This window comes from Parasedimentitalea denitrificans, from assembly GCF_011813015.1.
Classification (GTDB): Bacteria; Pseudomonadota; Alphaproteobacteria; order Rhodobacterales; family Rhodobacteraceae; genus Parasedimentitalea; species Parasedimentitalea denitrificans.
The window spans coordinates 40,899-59,584 of the sequence record NZ_QHLQ01000020.1 but is presented as its reverse complement, the minus strand read 5'-3'; the positions used below and the strand labels follow the sequence as shown (position 1 = coordinate 59,584).

Below are 18,686 nucleotides of genomic sequence, written 5' to 3'. Positions count from 1 at the left end.
TTTACCAAGGGATTCTCTATATGGCACGAACAGCTCTCGTCACCGGCGGAACACGCGGTATCGGCGCAGCAATTTCTCAGGCGCTTAAGGCCGAAGGCTACACTGTGGCCGCCACCTATGCCGGGAATGACCAAGCAGCCGCCGCATTTACCGAAGAGACCGGCATCAAGACCTACAAGTGGAATGTTGCGGACTATGAAGAAAGCAGTGCCGGGATCGCAAAGGTCCAAGCAGATCTTGGCCCGATTGATGTTGTGGTCGCCAATGCCGGCATCACCCGCGACGCACCGTTCCATAAGATGACACCCGAACAGTGGCACCAGGTGGTCGACACCAACCTGACCGGCGTGTTCAACACTGTGCACCCAATCTGGCCCGGTATGCGTGAGCGCAAGTTTGGCCGGGTTATCGTGATCAGCTCGATCAACGGTCAAAAAGGTCAGTTCGCGCAGGTCAACTATGCCGCCACCAAGGCTGGCGATCTGGGGATTGTGAAATCACTGGCTCAAGAGGGCGCACGTGCGGGCATTACCGCCAACGCCATCTGCCCCGGCTATATCGCCACTGAAATGGTGATGGCCGTGCCCGAGAAAGTGCGCGACAGCATTATCTCGCAGATCCCCACAGGTCGACTGGGTGAGCCCGAAGAGATCGCACGTTGCGTGGTCTTCCTGGCCTCCGATGACTCAGGCTTTGTCAACGGCTCGACCATTTCGGCCAATGGCGCGCAGTTCTTTGTCTAAGATCTAGACCGTCAAAAGCAACAAGGGCCGGCCCATATGGACCGGCCCTTTCTGTATCCCGTAAGAACGCGCGCGCTGCGTTCAGCGGAAAGTCGTATCCTGATCAAACGGTCACAGCCTTGACCGCGCCCGACTTGCGAGAGCGCCAAAGCCAATTCCATGCATCACGCATCATTTGTCCACGCTCAGCGTGGGCACGGGCGATGGCGTCTCTGGTGGCGGCATTTGCGTTATATTCCAGCATGGCGAGGCTCCTTCGATTCAGGCTTGTTTATCTGTAGCCAATATGACGACTGCTAAAAGAACCTACAAACGAGACTTTTCATTAGATCAGTTAAGTAATACTTGTGTGAGATGTTGAACCGCCTCCCTCCGCTTACTGCCCTGCGCGCCTTTGATGCCGCCGCCCGCCACATGTCATTCGCCCATGCCGCAGCAGAGTTGAATGTCACACCGGCGGCCCTGTCGTTTCAGATCAAATCACTGGAAGAACATCTGGGTCAGCCCCTGTTCCATCGCCTGAACCGCAAAGTCGAATTGACCGAAGCCGGACGCACACTTGCCCCCGGTGCAGCAGATGGGTTTCGCGCACTGTCAGCAGCGTGGAGTGCCGCACGACGCCTGCAGGACAATACCACGTTGACTGTGACAGCTGGCCCGGCCTTTACCGCCAAATGGCTGGCTCCACGTCTTTATGAATTTGCCCGCGCCCATCCTGACATTGATTTAAGATTTTCAGCTACGCTGCGAAGGGAAGACTTCACCCTTGATGAAGTCGATGTGGCAATTCGTTTTGGATATGGCCCTGATCCGGATCTGTGGTCGCGCCCCCTGCGCCGTGAGTGGGTACTGCCGGTAATGTCCCCAGAACTGGCAGAACGCTACACCACACCAGAAAGCCTGACGGAGGCACCATTGCTATTTGACGAGTCCGTCAATTTTCTGAACCCACCTTGCGATTGGCCTGCTTGGTTTCGATCACAAGGGATCCATCACATCCCGGAACATGGTGCCTATTTTTCGCAGGCCGACCATGTGGTTGACGCGGCGATAAATGGCGCAGGCGTTGCCTTGGGTCGTCGTGCTATGGTGCTTAAGGACCTGAATGAAGGACGTTTAGTCGCCCCATTCAAAACAGCTCTGGAATCCAAAGCCCATTTTCGGTTTCTATGCGCCATGGGATCCGAGTCAAAACCGCAGATCGCCGCTTTTCGGGAATGGATATTCGCAGAGATTGAGAAAACTGCGCATATTTCAGAGGCTTTAACTATTATTCCAATCGAGGACATCCCCCCAGCATGACCAAACCCAAGGCAACTGCAATCGGCTTTGTCGCCGTTTTGTTATGGTCGCTTCTGGCCCTTCTCACCGTTGGCTCGGCCCCAACCCCGCCCCTATTGCTGAACGCCATCTGCTTTAGTATCGGCGGCACCCTTGGGCTGATCTGGACCACAGCCGCTGGCCAACTGGGGCAATTGCGCCGTGTCTCATGGAAAGTCTATGCTTTTGGCTCTGTCGGCTTGTTTGGCTATCACGCATTGTATTTCTCGGCTCTGCGACTGGCCCCTGCGGCCGAGGCTGGGCTGATTGCCTATCTGTGGCCGCTGCTGATCGTATTGTTTTCCGGGTTGCTACCCGGAGAGACCCTGCGCCGAGGGCACCTAATCGGCGCTGCACTGGGGTTTGTTGGGGCGGCTACAATCATTGCCGGTGGCGGAACCGGGTTTCAGATGCAGTATCTGCCCGGCTACGGGCTGGCGCTACTGTGCGCGCTGACATGGTCGGGGTACTCGGTGATCTCCCGCTTGATAGGAACAGCGCCAACCAGTTCGGTTGCGGTATTCTGCTGTGTCTCTGCTGTGGCTTCGTGGGGGCTGCATTTTGCGATTGAGGACACGGTCTGGCCGATTGGACCCGTCGGTTGGGGTGCAACCCTGTTGTTGGGACTGGGTCCAGTAGGATTGGCGTTCTATGTCTGGGATATTGGCGTCAAACAGGGCGACATACAAATGCTAGGCACCAGTTCCTACAGCGCGCCACTGTTGTCTACCTTGGTATTGGTCATTGCCGGGATTGCAGCCCCATCATGGGGACTGGCGGTGGCGGCGGGGTTGATCACCCTTGGTGCAATTATTGCGGCACGGGCCAGCGCATCCCTACGCTGACGCGAAGCATCCGACGCGGCAGATAAGGGTCGATTGTATTCGATAACGGTTGGGCGGGGGCCATCAGGCCCCTACCCACATCACGCTAGGTCAGTTCGGCCGTTGATAAACGTTCGATCTCTTCCTTGAGTTTCAGCTTCTGCTTTTTCATCTCGGCGATTTCGAGCCCGTCCGTGCTGGGTGCGCGTTGCGCAACTTCCACTTCTTCACTTAGGGCATCGTGCTTCTTTTTCAGTTCAACCAGATGTGAGCTGAGGCTCATGGCAATCCTCCTTAAAAGCTTAGTTTGCCGAATGAGTGGACCACAACAAATCGCAACTGTCACGCTGCAGGCGCATTATTTTGTCATGAGTTTGAGTCTTTTAGGCTAGTTATTGCCGGTAAGTACCGGCCTGCGGCAATGCACCGCGCAGCACTAACGCGATCCGGGCCATTCCAGGGCTTCGCCCTTGCGAAGAACGGCTGCAATACAGGGTTGATAACTGTCGCCATCCACCTCGTGCCGGTCACCTTTGTGCAGGATGAGCGGTGCGTGCAGACGGAATGCGGCCCGGCCAGATTTGCGGGCCCGTAGAATCAGCAATTCAGGGGCACGCCCCACCCGCGCAGCCAGTGGCAGCACCTCAATTGACCCCAGCCGCCCGTCGCAGGCGATCAGCATCTCAGGAAGCCGGTCAATCCGCTGGATCATGTGCAGCATGCCCTGCGGCGCCAGCCGTTTCGCGGCTACCTCGATCCAATCCGACAGCGGTGTCTGTTCCCCCAAGGCGGTCGCCCGCCCGGCATCGGTTGACGGGCTGTGCGCCCCGCGTGAGAAATACGGTGGATTGGCCAGAACGTGATCAAACTGACGCTGACGCAGTTCTTCGGGCAGGCCCGCCAAATCACATTGCTCGACCAACAGGTCGATACCGTTCTCTGCCCCGTTTCGACGGGCCAGCTGGGCATAATCTGGCTGCAACTCTACCCCGGTCAGGTCCAGACCCGCGACCCGCGCCCCAAGGCACAACAGAACCTGCCCTGCCCCGCAGCCCAGCTCTAGCACCCGCTGCTTGGGCCGGGCTGGCACACTGGCCGCCAGCAACACCGGATCCACCCCGGCGCGATAGCCATCTTTGGGCTGCCATAACCGGACCTTGCCACCAAGGAAGTCGTTACAGGTCAGGGTGCTGTCGTTAAAATCGCTCATAAGCCAAGGGGGATTTCATTGTCGCGCATTACACGTTCAGCTGCGGCGTGGTCATCGACCCGAACCATCAGACGACGCGGGAAAATTCCGATGCCACCCTCTAGAATGCTCATATTTACGTCCACCTGAAAGCAGTCTATATCCTCCCCCTGAAGAAGGGCAGAGGCAAAGGCCATAATTGTTGGGTCGGTGCTGCGCAAAAGTTCCTTCATAAGATGGGATCTAAGGGCAAGGGCGGCCGGATGTCGAGCCTTGCAATCGGGAATGTGATGAACCAGAGCCTTGCACAAAAGCCACATGAACAATTGGCGGCGACCCTTAGCGGTGAAATGGACGCGGTGAACACGCTGATCCAGACCCGAATGGCATCGAAGCACGCGCCGCGCATTCCTGAGGTCACAGCGCATCTGGTAGAGGCCGGCGGCAAGCGGTTACGCCCGATGCTGACCCTCGCCGCGGCAAAACTGTGCGGCTATGAGGGCGAACATCACCTGAAGCTGGCCGCCACGGTTGAGTTCATTCACACCGCAACCCTGCTGCACGATGATGTGGTTGATGAAAGCGGCCAGCGCCGGGGCCGTCCCACTGCCAATCTGTTGTGGGATAATAAGTCCTCGGTTCTGGTTGGCGACTACCTGTTTTCCCGCAGCTTTCAGCTGATGGTCGAAACCGGGTCTTTGCAGGTGCTGGACATTCTGGCCAATGCCTCGGCCACCATTGCCGAAGGTGAAGTTCTGCAGATGACGGCGGCGCAGGATTTGAACACCGGTGAAGACATCTATTTGCAAGTGGTGCGTGGCAAGACAGCGGCGCTGTTTTCAGCTGCGACCGAAGTGGGCGGTGTGATTGCTGGCGCTGATGATGCGCAGGTTAAGGCCCTGTTCGATTATGGCGATGCGCTGGGAATTGCGTTTCAGATTGCCGATGATCTGCTCGACTATCAGGGCGACACCAAGGCCACCGGCAAAAACGTTGGCGATGATTTCCGTGAACGCAAGCTGACCCTGCCGGTGATCAAGGCCGTGGCGCAGGCCACCGATGAAGAGCGCGATTTCTGGAAGCGCACCATAGAGAAGGGTCGCCAGGAAGACGGCGATCTGGAACATGCGCTGGGGCTGATGGACAAGTATGGCACCCTGACAGCGACACGGGATGATGCCTATGGCTGGGCGAACAAGGCCAAGGACGCCCTGACAGTTTTGCCGGATCACCCCATTCGCAATATGCTGCACGATCTGGCGGATTATGTAGTTGCACGGCTAAATTGAGTGGGCTTACAGGGGGCTCTGCCCCCTCTTGACCCTATGGGTCAATTCACCCCTGGAGTATTTTGACAAAAAGAAGCGTGGGGTTTGGGATTTGCATACGGCGCTTCGAGACAGGATTGAACGTGAGAGCGGGTGTTCGGGGCAGGACCTGTCCGGCTTTGACTTTGAGTGGGTCGATGGCGAGGACGAGCTGTCGTTTCACGACTGCACCCTGCGTGACACCCGGATCAAAGGGGATACCCTGATCGCCAGCAGCTGGAACAACTGCAAGTTCATCAACTGCGAATTCACAGGCGCCAACCTGCGGGACACCCGATTTGAGGGATCTGTGTTCTTTGAGGGGGCAACCGCCAGCGCCACCGCGTTTCGCTATTGCGACTTGGGCCGTGCGAAGTTTTCAAACTGCAATATGGCGATGGTCAAGATAAACGGCTGCGAAGGCTTTGATTTGTCGTTTGACGACTGCCAGATGCGGGGTTTGGACGTTGAGAACACCAAGTTTGTGCAGACGTCGGGCAAACGCAGGTTTGGTTCGGTGCGGTTTAAAACCTGCCAATTGGCGGACGCCATATTTGATAAGCTGGACCTGACCGCCTGCACGTTTGAGGGCTGTGACCTGTCCTACGCCACGTTTCAGCGGTCACGACTGGTCAATGCGGTGATGCGCGACTGCAACCTGCTTGGCATTGAGACAACGGATGCGAATTTCGCCGGGGCGGATCTGCGTGGCAGTGATCTGGATGGATTTCAGCTGTCTGATCTGAACAGCTATGCTGGCATGATGGTTTCAGCCGGGCAGCAGTATCATTTACTTGGCGGTCTTGGCATTGATGTGTCGCCAGATGACTGCTGACCCCGTTGTTAGCTGAGCTCTGTCGCGACACACCACCAGTCGGATTGCGCGGTTTCGATATCATAGGCCGCGTGGTGAGCATCTTTCATCGTCGGATAGAGCGCAAAACACGTGGCGCCTGAACCAGACATCCGCACTAGCAACGGATTTCTGGTACTTTTCAGCGCATCTAGGACACGGTCAATTTGCGGCGCAACCCCGGCGGCTGGCTCCTGCAAGTCATTGCGCTGTTCGGACAACCAGACGGCACAGTCCTGTGGCGAGGTGAACTCGGGGATGCGGCTTGGCATGGGCGGGTTGTCACGTGTTGCCAGAGCCGAGAAAACAGCACCGGTTGGAACGTGGGCACCGGGATTGACCAGCACCGCGGGGAGCTTGGGCAATTTGACTGGCGCGATCTGGTCGCCAATGCCCTGCATGCGCGACGCCTGCGCGGCCATGCAAACCGGAACGTCTGCCCCGAGGGAGAGCTGAAAATCCTTAGTCGTTGGTAGACCTTGAGCGGCTAGTGTTTTTAGCACCGTCGCGGCATCGGATGATCCGCCACCAATACCTGCGCCATGAGGAAGCGATTTCTCCAGCTTTAACTGTCCTGACCAGCCTGCACCCTTGGCGGCTTGCCAGACCAGATTGCGGTGATCGGTGGGCACGCCATCAGCGAACTCGCCCATCACATCAACCGAGAGCTGATCGCCCAGTGTCAGATGCAGATGATCCCCCACATCCGCAAAGACCACCAGACTGTCGAGCAGATGATACCCGTCCGCGCGTTGGCCGGTCACATGCAGGGTCAGGTTGATCTTGGCGGGGGCAAATGCCTTAGCCGTCATTGGCCATCTTTAGCGGTTCGGCGCCTTCTTCTGCCAGAACCTCATCCAGACCAATTTCCAGTTTGCGACGAATGCGGTCCGGGTCGGCCTCGCTGTCGATATCTTCGGGATCTACAAACGAGAGCGCCCGTTTCCACTGGAACTCAGCCTCGAGATAGCGGCCAACTGCCCAGAACACGTCGCCCAAGTGGTCATTGACCACCGGGTCAACCGGCATCAGCTCAACTGCTTGCTCCATATGCATACTGGCTTCGTCGTAGCGGCCTAGTCGATACAGAACCCAGCCCAAAGAATCGCGGATATAGCCAGAGTCAGGGCGGGCAGCGACGGCGCGTTCGATCATGTCCAGCGCCTCGTCCAGCTTGATCTGCTTTTCAACCAACGAGTAGCCCAGATAGTTCAGCACTTCGGGACGGTCCGGGTTCAGCTCCAGCGCGGCGCGGAAATCGGCCTCGGCCAGATCCCACTTTTGCAGGCGTTCATAGCTGATGCCACGCGCATAGAGAATGAACCAGTTTGACGCTTTTTCCCGATCCAAAATCGAAAGAGCAGTGTCATAGGCGGTAACCGCCTTGGCATAATCCTCTTGCTGGCGCAGCAGATCCCCCAATGCGGAATAGACGTTGGCCTGATCGGGGAATTCCCGTGTCAGCTGCTCCAAGACCTCGATTGCGGCGTCTGGCTTGGCCGCGCGGCGCAGGGCCTCGGCACGGCCCATTTCGGCTGCGTGATAATCAGGGTGCCCCGGCTTCACCTGCTTGTAGGTGGCTTCTGACAGGTCATAACGGCCCAGGTTTTCCAGAAGATCTGCGCTGAGCAGAACCGAATCGATGTGATCAGGGCTAAGAACCGAGGCAATACGGGCATAGACCAGAACATAGTCATTGGCGGCCTCACCGCTTAGGGCCGATGCCACGGTGTAGAATACCTCGGCGATGCCATCAGTAACTGTAGCCGCTTGGGTGAAGGGCAGCGTTTCATTGTTCGTAAGGCGGTCAAAGATGACAGATAACGCAGGGTCAAGCTGGGTTCCAAAGGCGCTTGTCAGGAATTCCTTCGCCTGCTCATTGCGACCCAGCTGCGACAGGACCTGCACCCGCGCCAGCACAGCACGTCGGGTGATTTTTGCCAGCCGCCCGTCGTCAGCTGCAAACATGGCTTCGGAGGCTTCGAAATCCCCCATCGAGGCCAGCGCAAGCGCCCGGTGGTACATCGCAAACAACCGAAGGCCTTCGTCTTCGGCGACCCGGTCAAACTCGGCCATGGCTTGTGATTCATCACCTTTGCCCAAATGGGCCCAAGCTGCCACCAATCCATCCACCAGAGGGCCAATACCCTGCAAATCCAAGTCCCGATCCAGCAAAGCCTGATAGTCTTGCGCCTGAGCAAAGTTTCCGACCATCGCCATATTGGCAATCTGGCTGTTGATACCGTCGTCCCACATGCGCTGCGCGACTGGCTGCGCGCGCCTTAACTCGCCCAGAGCCATCTGGGCAAAGATCACGCTTTCCATCAACACCGCGTTTTGCGGGTCACGTACCAGTGCGCGGGTGTAATAATTGGCGGCGGCTGCAAAATCGCTGTCATAGGTGGCGGCACGGCCTGCCAGATATGCACCAGCAGGTTCCTGTGCCACGACCGGGGCCGCTGCACCAAATGCCATAGAAAGGGCTAAAGCCGCCGTTGCGGCGCGTCGGAATGGGAAAGTCACCGGATCGATTGCCTCGCTATACGTGTTTTTAACAAGCTAGGCGTTCAGCGAAGCCGACGCAATGGCGACGATCAATGCAGAGGCGCAATACACGGTTATTTGCGATTTCTGACAGAAAACAAGCAGCCCGAATTTGGGGCAGAGTACCGGCGGCAACGATGAGCCGCCGGACTGACCAGATCAACAAAAGAAAGTGCCGACCTCGTTAGACGAGATCGGCACAAGTTGGTTTAAAACCTACATATTTGGATAGTTGGGTCCGTCGCCCCCCTGAGGCGTGACCCAAGTGATATTCTGGCTGGGATCTTTGATGTCACAGGTCTTGCAGTGAACGCAGTTTTGGAAGTTAACCACAAACTCAGGTTTTCCGTCCTTTTCGACGATTTCGTACACTCCAGCCGGGCAATAGCGCTGTGCGGGTTCGTTGAACTTGGGCAAATTCACGCTCAGCGGCAGATCAGAATCCGCCAGTTGCAGGTGGCAGGGCTGGCTTTCTTCGTGGTTGGTCATCGCAAAGCTGACGTTGGTCAGGCGGTCAAATGACAGCTTTCCGTCCGGCTTGGGGTAATCGATCATCTTATGCTTGCTGGCTTCTTCGGTTGCCAAGGCGTCGTTCTTGCCGTGGCTGACGGTACCAAAGAACGAGAAACCAAGCAGAGTGTTGGTCCACATGTCCATGCCACCCAGCATCAGCGATGCGGTCAGGCCATATTTCGACCAGAGCGGTTTGACGTTGCGAACCTTCTTCAGGTCTTTGCCGATCACACCCTGACGGACCTCAATCTCGTAGGAGGTCAGCTCATCACCGGAGCGATCCGCTTTGATTGCAGCAAAGGCTGCCTCGGCCGCGGCTTTGCCCGAGAACATGGCATTGTGGTTGCCCTTGATGCGCGGCACGTTGACCATGCCAACCGAACAGCCCAGCAGTGCCACACCCGGAGCGACCATCTTGGGCATCGACTGATACCCGCCTTCGGTAATAGCCCGTGCGCCATAGGCAACACGTTTGCCGCCTTCCAGCAGTTCAGCCACCATAGGGTGATGCTTGAAGCGCTGGAATTCCATGTAGGGGAACACATTCGGGTTGCGGTAGTTCAAGTGCACCACAAAGCCGACGTAGACCTGATTGTTTTCCAGGTGATAAATAAACGACCCGCCGCCAGCGTTGCTGCCCAGAGGCCAGCCCATGGTATGTGTGACCGAGCCTTCTTTGTGTTTGGCAGGATCAATTTCCCAAATCTCTTTCATACCGATGCCGAATTTCTGCGGCTCGTGACCCATTTGCAGGTCGTATTTAGCAATCACCTCTTTGGACAGAGACCCGCGCACACCTTCACCCAGGAAGACATATTTGCCGTGCAGCTCCATACCGGGTTCGTAACTGGGGCCCGGTGTGCTATCAGGGTTCTTGCCAAATTCACCGGCAACAACGCCTTTGACTTCGTCATTGTCACCAAAAATCAGCTCGGAGCAGGCCATTCCGGGGAAGATCTCGACGCCCAGCTCTTCGGCTTGTTCTGCCATCCAGCGACAGACGTTACCCATCGACACAATATAGTTGCCGTGGTTGTTCATCAGCGGCGGCATCGGAAAGTTGGGGATACGGATCTGACCGGCCTCGCCCAGCATGTAGAAGTTGTCTTCCTTGACCTCGGTCTTGATTGGAGCGCCTTTTTCTTTCCAATCCGGGATCAGCGCATCCAGACCGCAGGGATCCAGCACCGCGCCGGATAGGATGTGGGCACCAACCTCCGAGCCTTTTTCCAGAACAACAACATCAAGATCGGCATCCAGCTGCTTCAGGCGGATCGCAGCAGACAGACCAGCCGGACCCGCTCCAACGATCACTACGTCATATTCCATCGCTTCGCGTTCAAACTCGGCCATCTGGCGCTCCTTGGCTATATTTCGCTACCGGCCCCGCTGGGCGCAACATTGTTTCGCGACTGATAAGCCATCCCTAGATGGCGAGGTCAATCCAAACTCTACGTTAGGCCCCTGTAGAACAGAGTTTTTTGGGGAAAAGTTTGCCCAAAACCGTCACTCAGAGTCGTTTTCCGTCTCGGCACGGTCCCCCATAAGATACCGGGGACCTTGACCTTTTTGCGCTGCACGATCGTGCGGGTTGTATAATGCACAGTTTGGTAGCGACAGACAGCCGCAACCGATACACCCGTCTAGTTTGTCACGCATTTGCACCAGCGTTTCGATGCGCTGATCCAAATGCTTGCGAAAGCCTTCGGAAATCTTGGCCCAATCAGCGGGCGTAGGGGTTCGCCCGCCCGGCAAAGCCTTTAGAAAGCCGCGAATCTCAGGCAGGGAAAACCCAATCTGTTGGGCAATCATGATAAAGCTAAGGCGCCGGATGTCTGCCCGGTGAAATCGCCGCTGCCCACCATCGTTACGCCAAGGCTCTACCAGCCCCTGCGCCTCATAGTAACGAATCGCCGAAACAGCCAAGCCTGTTCGATCCGCAAGATAGCCAATTGAAATTCCGCTGGATGCCATCAGCTGCTCCTCAACAAATTTAGGTCAAGAAATACCTTGACCTCAAGTTAGGTTTAGAAATTACGGTGAGCCGACTCAAGTCAAAACAACATCTAACCGGAGCCAGTTTCATGCCTGCAATTCTTGAACATTCTAATTTCACCGTATCCGACCCTGATGCCACTGCCGCATGGATGTGCGAAATCTTTGGCTGGCACGTCCGCTGGTCAGGCGCCGCGATCAGTGGCGGCTACACTGTGCACGTGGGAAGTGACGACAGCTACCTTGCGCTGTACCGCCCCGCAGATCCGGCAGACGCCAAGGGGTCTAGCTACACAACCGTTGGCGGGCTTAACCACATTGCCCTGATTGTCGATGACCTGGACGCATCAGAACAGGCAGTAAAGGACGCCGGTTTCACCCCCATGAACCACGGCGATTACGAACCCGGCCGACGGTTCTATTTCCATGACAACGACCGCATTGAGTTCGAACTTGTGCAATATGAGGCCGCCTAAGTGCGCCTGATAAGCAGTTTTACGCTAAACTCCCGTCATAAGGAGAAATGACAGCGAACAGATAGCCCCTGCCCCTTGCATTTTGGGGCAGGTTTAGGTCAGATAATTGTCAACCAAACTTGGCGCCTCGTTGCAAATTGCATCGGGGCGCCGGTTTTTAAATCGACACGCACTGTTTTAGATATCTGGACCAAGTCACATGGATAAAATTCCGATGACCCCCGCGGGTTTCACCGCCATCGAAGTTGAATTGAAGCAACTGAAAACCGTTGAACGCCCGGCCATCATTCAGGCCATCGCCGAAGCCCGTGAACATGGTGATCTGTCTGAAAACGCCGAGTACCACTCTGCCCGCGAAAAGCACTCGTTCATCGAAGGTCGCGTCAAAGAACTGGAAGGCGTGCTGAGCTTTGCCGATGTGATCAACCCGGCGAAACTGTCCGGCACCATCAAGTTCGGCGCCAAGGTCACGCTGGTGGATGAAGACACTGACGAAGAGAAGACATGGCAAATCGTCGGCGAATATGAAGCGGACGTAGAACGCGGTATGCTGAATATCAAATCCCCCATCGCCCGTGCGCTAATTGGCAAAGACGAAGGCGACAGTGTCGAGGTTCGCACCCCCGGTGGACAGCGTTCATATGAAGTATTGAAAATCGTCTATTCCTGACCCCATTTATTGTTTCTGAGCCTCACCAATGACCGGACCTCAAGTAGACCAAGACAGCAAGCGCAGCCCACCGGCGGGACTGTATGACCAGCCGCGGCCAGTCGCGATCACTCACGTCGAGATCTCGGCACTGGTGATCAGTGTTTTGTGGGTTCTGGGGGCTGGTTGGTTCGGGCTGTCGGGTGATGATCAGGCGGCAGATCTTGCCGGGTTGCATCAACTGATGGCGATTCTGGTGGTCCTGCTGCCAGTGATCATGGTTTGGGTGGCGGCGACAACGATACGATCAAGCAAGGAGATGCGCGAAGAGAGCCAGCGCCTGCATGCCGCGATTGATGGGTTGCGCACCGCCTATGTCATGCAACAACAGCTGGCAACGGCGGGCAGCGAGCCATCAGTAAGTAAAAAGCTGGATGAAATCGCCGAGGCTACACGTAAGACCGAGACCACTTTGGCGACGTTCCACTCCACGCGGCGCGAAACACCTCGTGCGGCGATTCCGGCACCAGTGGTTGAAGAACCCGCCGAGGATCAGGGGCTGCTGGCGCTGGGAACCACCGCTGAGGACATCGCCCCAACCTTAGCGATGACCGACTTTATCCGGGCGCTGAATTTCCCGGAAACCAGCGAAGATGAGGAAGGCTTTGCTGCCCTGCGTCAGGCGTTGCAGGATCGCAAGGCAGCGCAGATCATCCAAGCGGCACAGGACGTTCTGACCCTGCTAAGCCAGGACGGCATCTACATGGACGACCTGCGGCCAGACATGGCGCGCCCTGAAATCTGGCGGCAATTTGCCTTGGGCGCACGCGGCCGCCCTGTGGCTGCTCTGGGTGGGGTACGCGACCGAACCTCGCTGGCACTGACCGCCGCCCGCATGAAGCAAGACCCGATCTTTCGCGACGCCGCGCACCATTTCCTGCGCCGGTTTGATCAAATGTTCTCTGAATTCGAAAGCGAAGCCTCTGACAGCGAGGTCTCTGCGCTGAGTGAAACCCGAACTGCACGCGCATTTATGCTGTTGGGACGCGTGGCTGGCACCTTCGATTAATCGCCACAAGATCTCCCGCCGACCACTGCCGCATCAAAGATGCGTGGTGACCGTTGGGCCTGGCGCCGCGCTATGCGCGGCGGCCTCCGGCGGAAGTATTTTTGACAAAAAGAAGATAAGGTTTCGCAAAAGCCAGTCTTTGCGCAAGAGGCCATGAAGCCTGCGCCATGTCTTGGGCTGACACATGCATTATCGACGATCCACGCTCAGCGGCGGTACGTCCCGCCGCGCGCAGCGCGGCGCCGGGCCCAACGGGAAGCGGGCCGCAAGGCCCAATGACGGGCGGGAGATTTGGTTTACAAGTTGAAGCTGCCGTAAGGGATGTATCGGACCAGATCGCCATGCTGTATCTCGGCCGCCCTATCGCCCAGTTCTACCAGTCCTTCTGCCCAGCTCAGACCACTGATCCGGCCAGAGCCTTCTGAGGCAAAGGTCTCCACCCGGCCGTTTCGGATGCGGGCGCGCAGGTATTCACGGCGGCCGGGTTTCTTGCGCTTGCTGAACCCTGCTGGCACGTCAAATCCCTGTGGGACCGTCCATTCAGCCCCGGCCATCTGACCCAGTGCCGGACGGGCAAAAATCAGCGTGCAGACCAAAGCCGCCACCGGGTTGCCGGGCAATCCAAAGATCGGCGTATTCTGCCACATACCCAGAGCCAGCGGGCGGCCGGGCTTCAGGGCAATCCTCCAGTGCTGGATCGCGCCTTTTTCAGTCAACAGAGCCGAAACGTGGTCTTCATCACCCGCTGAGGCACCGCCGCTGGTCAGGATCACATCGACCTGTTCTGCGGCGTTGTTCAGCCGCGCCTCTAGTGCATCGCGGTCATCCTTGACGCGGCCTAGATCGACGGCGGCAAATCCCATCTGTTCCAGCAAGCCGAGCAGCATTGGGCGGTTGGCGTCATAGATCTGGCCTTTGCCCGCCGTTTCACCGACCTCGACCAGTTCGTCACCAGTGGAGAGCACCCCTACCCGCAGCTGTTGGCGCACGGGCAATTCGGACAGGCCAGTTGCAGCGGCCAAGGCCAAGTCCGCAGGTGTCACAACCCTGCCCCGTGCAAAAATCACATCCGAGACTGAGACATCTTCGCCTGCTCGGCGCGCATTGGCGCCTTTTTTCAGCGGGCCGTGAAAGGCGATCTGGTCACCGTCACAATTGACGTCTTCTTCCAAGATCACGGTATCCACCCCCTGCGGCAGCGGGGCGCCAGTTAGCACGCGGATGGCCATCCCTTCTGGCACAACACCGTCAAAAGGGATGCCGGCGGCAGCCCGGCCTTCGATCAGTGGCAGGATCTGTGGACCTTCGGGTATCGGACCAGCAAAACCATAGCCGTCGACAGCCGTATTAGGCAGTGGCGGGTTTGAACGCAGAGCGATGACATCCTCAGCCAATACTCGGCCCAAGGTCTGTTCCAATGGCAACACCTCGGATGAGGTGACCGGGCCAAGGCGCTCACGCAGAGTTGCCAAGGCCTCAACTACCGGAGTCCAATGTGTGCCCGCTGGCAGGGCAAAGCAGTCGTTGCGGAGGGGGGGTGGTTTAATCATGCCGGGGCCTCGTTCGTGAGCTCCAATTCCGACAGGATGAAGTCTGCAATCGCGCGGGTATCGTTCAGGTCGAACACTGTGCGGTCCAGATCCAGCGGAGTGTCACTGGCCACGGCGCGGATGGAGGGATCATCGCGGGCGATCAGTGGTTGGCCAGCAGCCTGGCGATGCGCCTCGATCTTAGGGTGGGCCTCGCGCTTGTAACCTTCAACAAGCACCAGATCGACCGGAGACAGCCGCGCCAGAAGGTCGCCTAACGGCGGCTCATCCGCACCGCGTAGTTCCTGCATGATTGCCACCCGTTGCCGCGAGGCCAGGATCACCTCGGCCGCGCCTGCCTGCCGGTGGCGGTGGCTGTCGGTGCCGGGTTGGTCAACGTCCGTTGAGTGATGTGCGTGTTTGATGGTGGAAACCGTCAGTCCACGTGCGGTAAAATCTGCAACCAACCGCTCCATCAGCCCGGTCTTGCCGCAGTTTTTCCATCCTGTGACGCCGTAAATCTTCATGAGTGTTCTGCCAGCATAGCCTCGGCCTTTTGCAGGTCTTCGGGGCGGTTGATGTTGAAAAAGGGGTCATAGTCCCAGTTGGGGAACATGGCGACGGCGGCGTTGTGGCGGCTGGTCCATTGGACCACCTTGCGCACCCCGTCGTTCAGCGCCGCGCGCAGGTCGTCACGCAGGGCAACCGGCCAGAGGCCAAAGGTCGGCTGGCGCAGCGTTCCGCGGTCGGGATCAGGCGTGGCAGCAAGGGCGATGTTGGTGTCGTCCATCTTGGCCGCGAGTTGCAGCACCTCGACCAAGTCCTGCGGGAAAAACGGCGTGTCGGCGGCGGCGGTGACGATGTGGTCGGCGCCCTGTTCGGCAGCATAGTCCAGCCCTGCCAGCACCCCGGCCAGAGGTCCGGCGTAGCCTTGGATACTGTCGGGCAAAACTGGCAAGCCAAAATCGGCAAAGCGGGTTGGGTCGCCGTTGGCATTTAGAGCTATGTCGGAAACCTGAGGTGCGAGCCGGTCGATTACGAGGGACATCAAGGACTGGCCACCAAGTTCCAGCAGGCTCTTGTCACCACCGCCCATTCTGGTGGCGAGGCCACCAGCGAGGATTATGCCGAGGGGCTTGGTCATTATGTAGCCTTTGTAAGGTTCAAATATGTCGATGGTTCATAATCAGTCTCTGAAACAACTGCTTTGACTGACATCAATTCACTCATCAAGGCAGCTCCTTCTTATCCTTTGTCCGGCATCGCCGGGATGAATACTACTCATCCCGCGCTCTTCCTTCGGTGCTTTTTGTCCTCGACCGCCACGGTCGACGGGTCTACATCCCGTTCCAGCCGCTCATCACCGGACAGGCACACAAACCGCTGTCCGCGCATGCGACCGATCAGGGTCAGGCCCACTTCGCGCGCAATCTCGACTCCCCAGGCGGTAAACCCTGAACGCGATGCCAGCACAGGGATGCCCATCATTGCGGTTTTGATCACCATCTCGGAGGTCAGCCGCCCGGTAGTGTACATGATTTTGTCCGCTGCCGGGGCTTTTTCCGACACCATCCAGCCGGCGATTTTGTCCACCGCGTTGTGGCGGCCCACGTCCTCCATATAGACCAGAGGGCGATCCTGTTGGCACAGAACCGAGCCGTGGATAGCCCCGGCCTCAAGGTACAAGGACGGCGTGCGGTTGATCTTGTTTGCCAGAGCGTAGAGCCACGATGTCTTGACCGGGGTAGCTGGCAGCTTCACTCCCTCCAGCCCCTCCATCATGTCGCCGAACACCGTGCCTACCGCACAGCCCGAGGTGCGGGTCTTTTTCTTCAGCTTCTCTTCGTGAGAGGTTTCAACCTCGGTGCGGACCACCACCACCTCAAGATCGTCGTCATAGTCCACCCCGGTGATCACGTCGTCGTCGCGCAGCATGCCCTGGTTGCGCAAGAACCCTAACGCCAGGTATTCGGGGTAATCCCCTATGGTCATCGCCGTAACAATTTCCTGGCTGTTCAGATAGATGGTCAGCGGGCGTTCCTCGACCACAGCGATCTGACTGGCCTCACCATTGTGATCCATACCAGTGACTGCGCGGGTCAGCCGGGCGTTGGAAGGATCAGGTGCGATCAAATATTCTTTTAGGTCAACACTGCTGGCCAATTGAAATTCTCCCGGTTCCGCCTTAGGTCTCGTCAAAGCCAATCTAGGATCTTGCCATGCCATTCACCACCACCAAATCGGCTTTCTGGAAGGGCTTTCGCGATAGCGCCCCCTTTATTCTGGTGTCGGGTCCTTTTGGGTTGCTGTTCGGGGTTCTTGCCGCCGAAGCGGGACTAATTGTCCCCGAAGCCTTTGCCTTTTCGATGGCGGTTTTTGCCGGGTCGGCGCAATTTACCGCCCTGCAGCTGATGCAAGAAAACGCGCCGGTGTTCATTGTGCTGATCTCGGCCCTTGCGGTGAACCTACGGGTGGCGATGTATTCGGCCTCGCTGACACCCTATCTGGGGTCGGCGCCGCTGTGGCAGCGTGCACTGGCGGCCTATCTGACGGTGGATCAGGCCTATGCCCTGTCCATTGTGCAATTTGAGTCTGAGCCCAAGATGACGGTGCCACAGCGGATGGCCTATTTCTTTGGCACCAATGGGCTGGTGGCACCGGTCTGGATGATCGCCACGGTCACGGGCGTGATGGTGGGGTCGCAGATCCCGGCCAGCTGGGGGTTGGATTTTGTGCTGCCGCTAGCGTTTCTGGCGATGATTGGCCCGATGCTGCGTACAGCCGCACATCTGGCGGCCTGCTTTGCGGCCATTGTCACCGCTCTGTTTGCAGTGGTGCTACCCTATAATCTGGGACTGATCGTGGCGGGACTGGTCGGGATGATGGTCGGCGCGCAGGTCGAGCTGTGGCTGGAGCGGCGCAAACTGGCCACGGAGGCCGTACAATGAGCACGATTGACCAAACCATTCTATGGACTGTCATCATCGGCCTGGCCATTGGCAGCTTTGGGCTGCGTTTTGCCTTTATCGGCTTGATGGCCAACCGCACCATGCCCACTTGGCTGATGCGCCACCTGCGATACACTGCCGTGGCGATCATCCCAGCACTGGTCACCCCGCTGGTGGCATGGCCCACCCCAACCGATGGCGTGACAAGCCTGCCGCATCTATTGGCCGCTTTGGTCACTTTGGCAGCTGGGTATTTCAGCAAGAATGTTCTGGTGGCGATGGCCTGCGGCGGGGCAGCTCTTGCCGGGTTGCTGTTCTTATTCGGATAAATTGAGGTCGCGGGGTTGGCAGACCAAACCTGAATTACTACATTTGTTAAGTAATAATTCAGCGAAGGAAGAGAGCTATGAATGATAGCGTGAAACGGACCGCGTTGATGATCGCATTTGTCGTCGCCCTGCCCGCGAATGCGCTGCTGGTCGAGACAGTGACAGAAACCACCACAACCACCGCGCCAGACGGCACCGAGACCACCACTGTGGTAACGACAGAGACTACGCCTGAGCAGAGTGGCACAACGACTGTTGAGCCCTGCGCCGTGGGGCCGACCTGCGCAACTGGAACAATCCGTAGATCTGATCGGCGTCAGGACAGGCGCGCGGGCAACCCGCGTATCAACAACTAAACACAACGGCGGTCATCATATTGGCCGCCAGTCGTTTATCCA

At 57.7% G+C, this 18,686-nt stretch carries 23 protein-coding genes; 11 read left to right on the top strand and 12 right to left on the bottom strand.

The window, feature by feature from the left end:
• The first annotated feature begins 20 nt into the window (after nucleotides 1-20).
• On the top strand, nucleotides 21-743 hold the full coding sequence (gene phbB, locus DL239_RS17040; RefSeq protein ID WP_167685309.1) for an acetoacetyl-CoA reductase: 723 nt from the start codon (nucleotides 21-23) through the stop codon (nucleotides 741-743).
• Between the two features lie 103 nt (nucleotides 744-846).
• Here the strand turns inward: phbB and DL239_RS17035 are convergent, their stop codons facing one another.
• Nucleotides 847-987 carry a hypothetical protein gene (locus tag DL239_RS17035; RefSeq protein WP_167685308.1) on the bottom strand — a complete coding sequence of 47 codons (141 nt, stop codon included), beginning with the start codon at nucleotides 985-987 and terminating at the stop codon, nucleotides 847-849.
• A 110-nt stretch (nucleotides 988-1,097) separates the two neighbouring features.
• On the opposite strand from DL239_RS17035, the gene DL239_RS17030 reads away from it, so the two are divergent.
• Complete coding sequence (locus DL239_RS17030) at nucleotides 1,098-2,045, top strand: transcriptional regulator GcvA (protein WP_167685307.1); 948 nt, start codon at nucleotides 1,098-1,100, stop codon at nucleotides 2,043-2,045.
• A complete protein-coding gene (gene yddG, locus DL239_RS17025; RefSeq protein ID WP_167685306.1) occupies nucleotides 2,042-2,908 on the top strand; it encodes an aromatic amino acid exporter YddG in 867 nt (288 codons plus the stop codon). The genes DL239_RS17030 and yddG overlap by 4 nt, the downstream gene beginning before the upstream one ends.
• A gap of 85 nt (nucleotides 2,909-2,993) precedes the next feature.
• Here yddG and DL239_RS17020 read toward each other — a convergent pair whose 3' ends face one another.
• The 3 genes from DL239_RS17020 to DL239_RS17010 all read right to left on the bottom strand — a co-directional run bounded on the left by DL239_RS17020 (nucleotide 2,994) and on the right by DL239_RS17010 (nucleotide 4,309).
• Nucleotides 2,994-3,170 carry a YdcH family protein gene (locus DL239_RS17020; RefSeq protein WP_167685305.1) on the bottom strand — a complete coding sequence of 59 codons (177 nt, stop codon included), beginning with the start codon at nucleotides 3,168-3,170 and terminating at the stop codon, nucleotides 2,994-2,996.
• Between the two features lie 153 nt (nucleotides 3,171-3,323).
• Nucleotides 3,324-4,097, bottom strand: a complete 774-nt coding sequence (locus DL239_RS17015) for a tRNA1(Val) (adenine(37)-N6)-methyltransferase (protein WP_167685304.1) — start codon at nucleotides 4,095-4,097, stop codon at nucleotides 3,324-3,326.
• On the bottom strand, nucleotides 4,094-4,309 hold the full coding sequence (locus DL239_RS17010; protein WP_167685303.1) for a putative signal transducing protein: 216 nt from the start codon (nucleotides 4,307-4,309) through the stop codon (nucleotides 4,094-4,096). Before DL239_RS17010 ends, DL239_RS17015 begins: the two co-directional genes overlap by 4 nt.
• Before the next feature lie 57 nt (nucleotides 4,310-4,366).
• Here DL239_RS17010 and DL239_RS17005 point away from each other — a divergent pair, with 57 nt between their 5' ends.
• A complete protein-coding gene (locus DL239_RS17005; protein ID WP_167685332.1) occupies nucleotides 4,367-5,365 on the top strand; it encodes a polyprenyl synthetase family protein in 999 nt (332 codons plus the stop codon).
• A 28-nt stretch (nucleotides 5,366-5,393) separates the two neighbouring features.
• Nucleotides 5,394-6,218 (top strand): pentapeptide repeat-containing protein, encoded by an 825-nt coding sequence (locus DL239_RS17000; protein ID WP_206188505.1) that lies wholly within the window; start codon nucleotides 5,394-5,396, stop codon nucleotides 6,216-6,218.
• 8 nt (nucleotides 6,219-6,226) lie between these two features.
• Here the strand turns inward: DL239_RS17000 and DL239_RS16995 are convergent, their stop codons facing one another.
• From DL239_RS16995 to soxR, 4 genes are all read right to left on the bottom strand, one after another.
• The gene (locus DL239_RS16995) at nucleotides 6,227-7,048 is read right to left on the bottom strand and encodes a 4-(cytidine 5'-diphospho)-2-C-methyl-D-erythritol kinase (RefSeq protein WP_167685301.1); all 822 of its coding nucleotides are present in this window, start codon (nucleotides 7,046-7,048) and stop codon (nucleotides 6,227-6,229) included.
• Nucleotides 7,038-8,711, bottom strand: a complete 1,674-nt coding sequence (locus tag DL239_RS16990) for a tetratricopeptide repeat protein (protein ID WP_167685331.1) — start codon at nucleotides 8,709-8,711, stop codon at nucleotides 7,038-7,040. Before DL239_RS16990 ends, DL239_RS16995 begins: the two co-directional genes overlap by 11 nt.
• A 285-nt stretch (nucleotides 8,712-8,996) precedes the next feature.
• Nucleotides 8,997-10,646: an electron transfer flavoprotein-ubiquinone oxidoreductase gene (locus DL239_RS16985; RefSeq protein ID WP_167685300.1), complete on the bottom strand. Its 1,650-nt coding sequence runs from the start codon at nucleotides 10,644-10,646 to the stop codon at nucleotides 8,997-8,999.
• Nucleotides 10,647-10,799: 153 nt separating this feature from the next.
• On the bottom strand, nucleotides 10,800-11,270 hold the full coding sequence (soxR, locus tag DL239_RS16980) for a redox-sensitive transcriptional activator SoxR (protein WP_167685330.1): 471 nt from the start codon (nucleotides 11,268-11,270) through the stop codon (nucleotides 10,800-10,802).
• 107 nt (nucleotides 11,271-11,377) lie between these two features.
• Between soxR and DL239_RS16975 the strand changes: the two genes are divergently transcribed.
• From DL239_RS16975 to DL239_RS16965, 3 genes are all read left to right on the top strand, one after another.
• Complete coding sequence (locus DL239_RS16975) at nucleotides 11,378-11,764, top strand: VOC family protein (protein ID WP_167685299.1); 387 nt, start codon at nucleotides 11,378-11,380, stop codon at nucleotides 11,762-11,764.
• Between the two features lie 199 nt (nucleotides 11,765-11,963).
• On the top strand, nucleotides 11,964-12,434 hold the full coding sequence (gene greA, locus DL239_RS16970; RefSeq protein ID WP_167685298.1) for a transcription elongation factor GreA: 471 nt from the start codon (nucleotides 11,964-11,966) through the stop codon (nucleotides 12,432-12,434).
• A gap of 28 nt (nucleotides 12,435-12,462) precedes the next feature.
• Entirely contained in the window at nucleotides 12,463-13,482 is a 1,020-nt protein-coding gene (locus DL239_RS16965; protein WP_167685297.1) for a hypothetical protein, read from the top strand.
• A gap of 296 nt (nucleotides 13,483-13,778) precedes the next feature.
• On the opposite strand, the gene DL239_RS16960 is transcribed toward DL239_RS16965, so the two are convergent.
• The 4 genes from DL239_RS16960 to DL239_RS16945 all read right to left on the bottom strand — a co-directional run bounded on the left by DL239_RS16960 (nucleotide 13,779) and on the right by DL239_RS16945 (nucleotide 17,174).
• Nucleotides 13,779-15,032, bottom strand: coding sequence for a molybdenum cofactor synthesis domain-containing protein (locus DL239_RS16960; RefSeq protein ID WP_167685296.1), 1,254 nt, complete (start codon nucleotides 15,030-15,032; stop codon nucleotides 13,779-13,781).
• Entirely contained in the window at nucleotides 15,029-15,538 is a 510-nt protein-coding gene (gene mobB / locus DL239_RS16955; protein WP_167685295.1) for a molybdopterin-guanine dinucleotide biosynthesis protein B, read from the bottom strand. The genes DL239_RS16960 and mobB overlap by 4 nt, the downstream gene beginning before the upstream one ends.
• On the bottom strand, nucleotides 15,535-16,155 hold the full coding sequence (gene mobA / locus DL239_RS16950) for a molybdenum cofactor guanylyltransferase MobA (protein WP_167685294.1): 621 nt from the start codon (nucleotides 16,153-16,155) through the stop codon (nucleotides 15,535-15,537). Before mobA ends, mobB begins: the two co-directional genes overlap by 4 nt.
• 137 nt (nucleotides 16,156-16,292) lie before the next feature.
• Nucleotides 16,293-17,174 carry a formate dehydrogenase accessory sulfurtransferase FdhD gene (locus DL239_RS16945; RefSeq protein ID WP_240931917.1) on the bottom strand — a complete coding sequence of 294 codons (882 nt, stop codon included), beginning with the start codon at nucleotides 17,172-17,174 and terminating at the stop codon, nucleotides 16,293-16,295.
• Nucleotides 17,175-17,230: 56 nt separating this feature from the next.
• Between DL239_RS16945 and DL239_RS16940 the strand changes: the two genes are divergently transcribed.
• The 3 genes from DL239_RS16940 to DL239_RS16930 all read left to right on the top strand — a co-directional run bounded on the left by DL239_RS16940 (nucleotide 17,231) and on the right by DL239_RS16930 (nucleotide 18,644).
• Nucleotides 17,231-17,959, top strand: coding sequence for an AzlC family ABC transporter permease (locus tag DL239_RS16940; protein WP_167685292.1), 729 nt, complete (start codon nucleotides 17,231-17,233; stop codon nucleotides 17,957-17,959).
• Complete coding sequence (locus DL239_RS16935; protein ID WP_167685291.1) at nucleotides 17,956-18,288, top strand: AzlD domain-containing protein; 333 nt, start codon at nucleotides 17,956-17,958, stop codon at nucleotides 18,286-18,288. The genes DL239_RS16940 and DL239_RS16935 overlap by 4 nt, the downstream gene beginning before the upstream one ends.
• A 77-nt stretch (nucleotides 18,289-18,365) precedes the next feature.
• Complete coding sequence (locus DL239_RS16930; protein WP_167685290.1) at nucleotides 18,366-18,644, top strand: hypothetical protein; 279 nt, start codon at nucleotides 18,366-18,368, stop codon at nucleotides 18,642-18,644.
• Nucleotides 18,645-18,686: the final 42 nt, after the last annotated feature.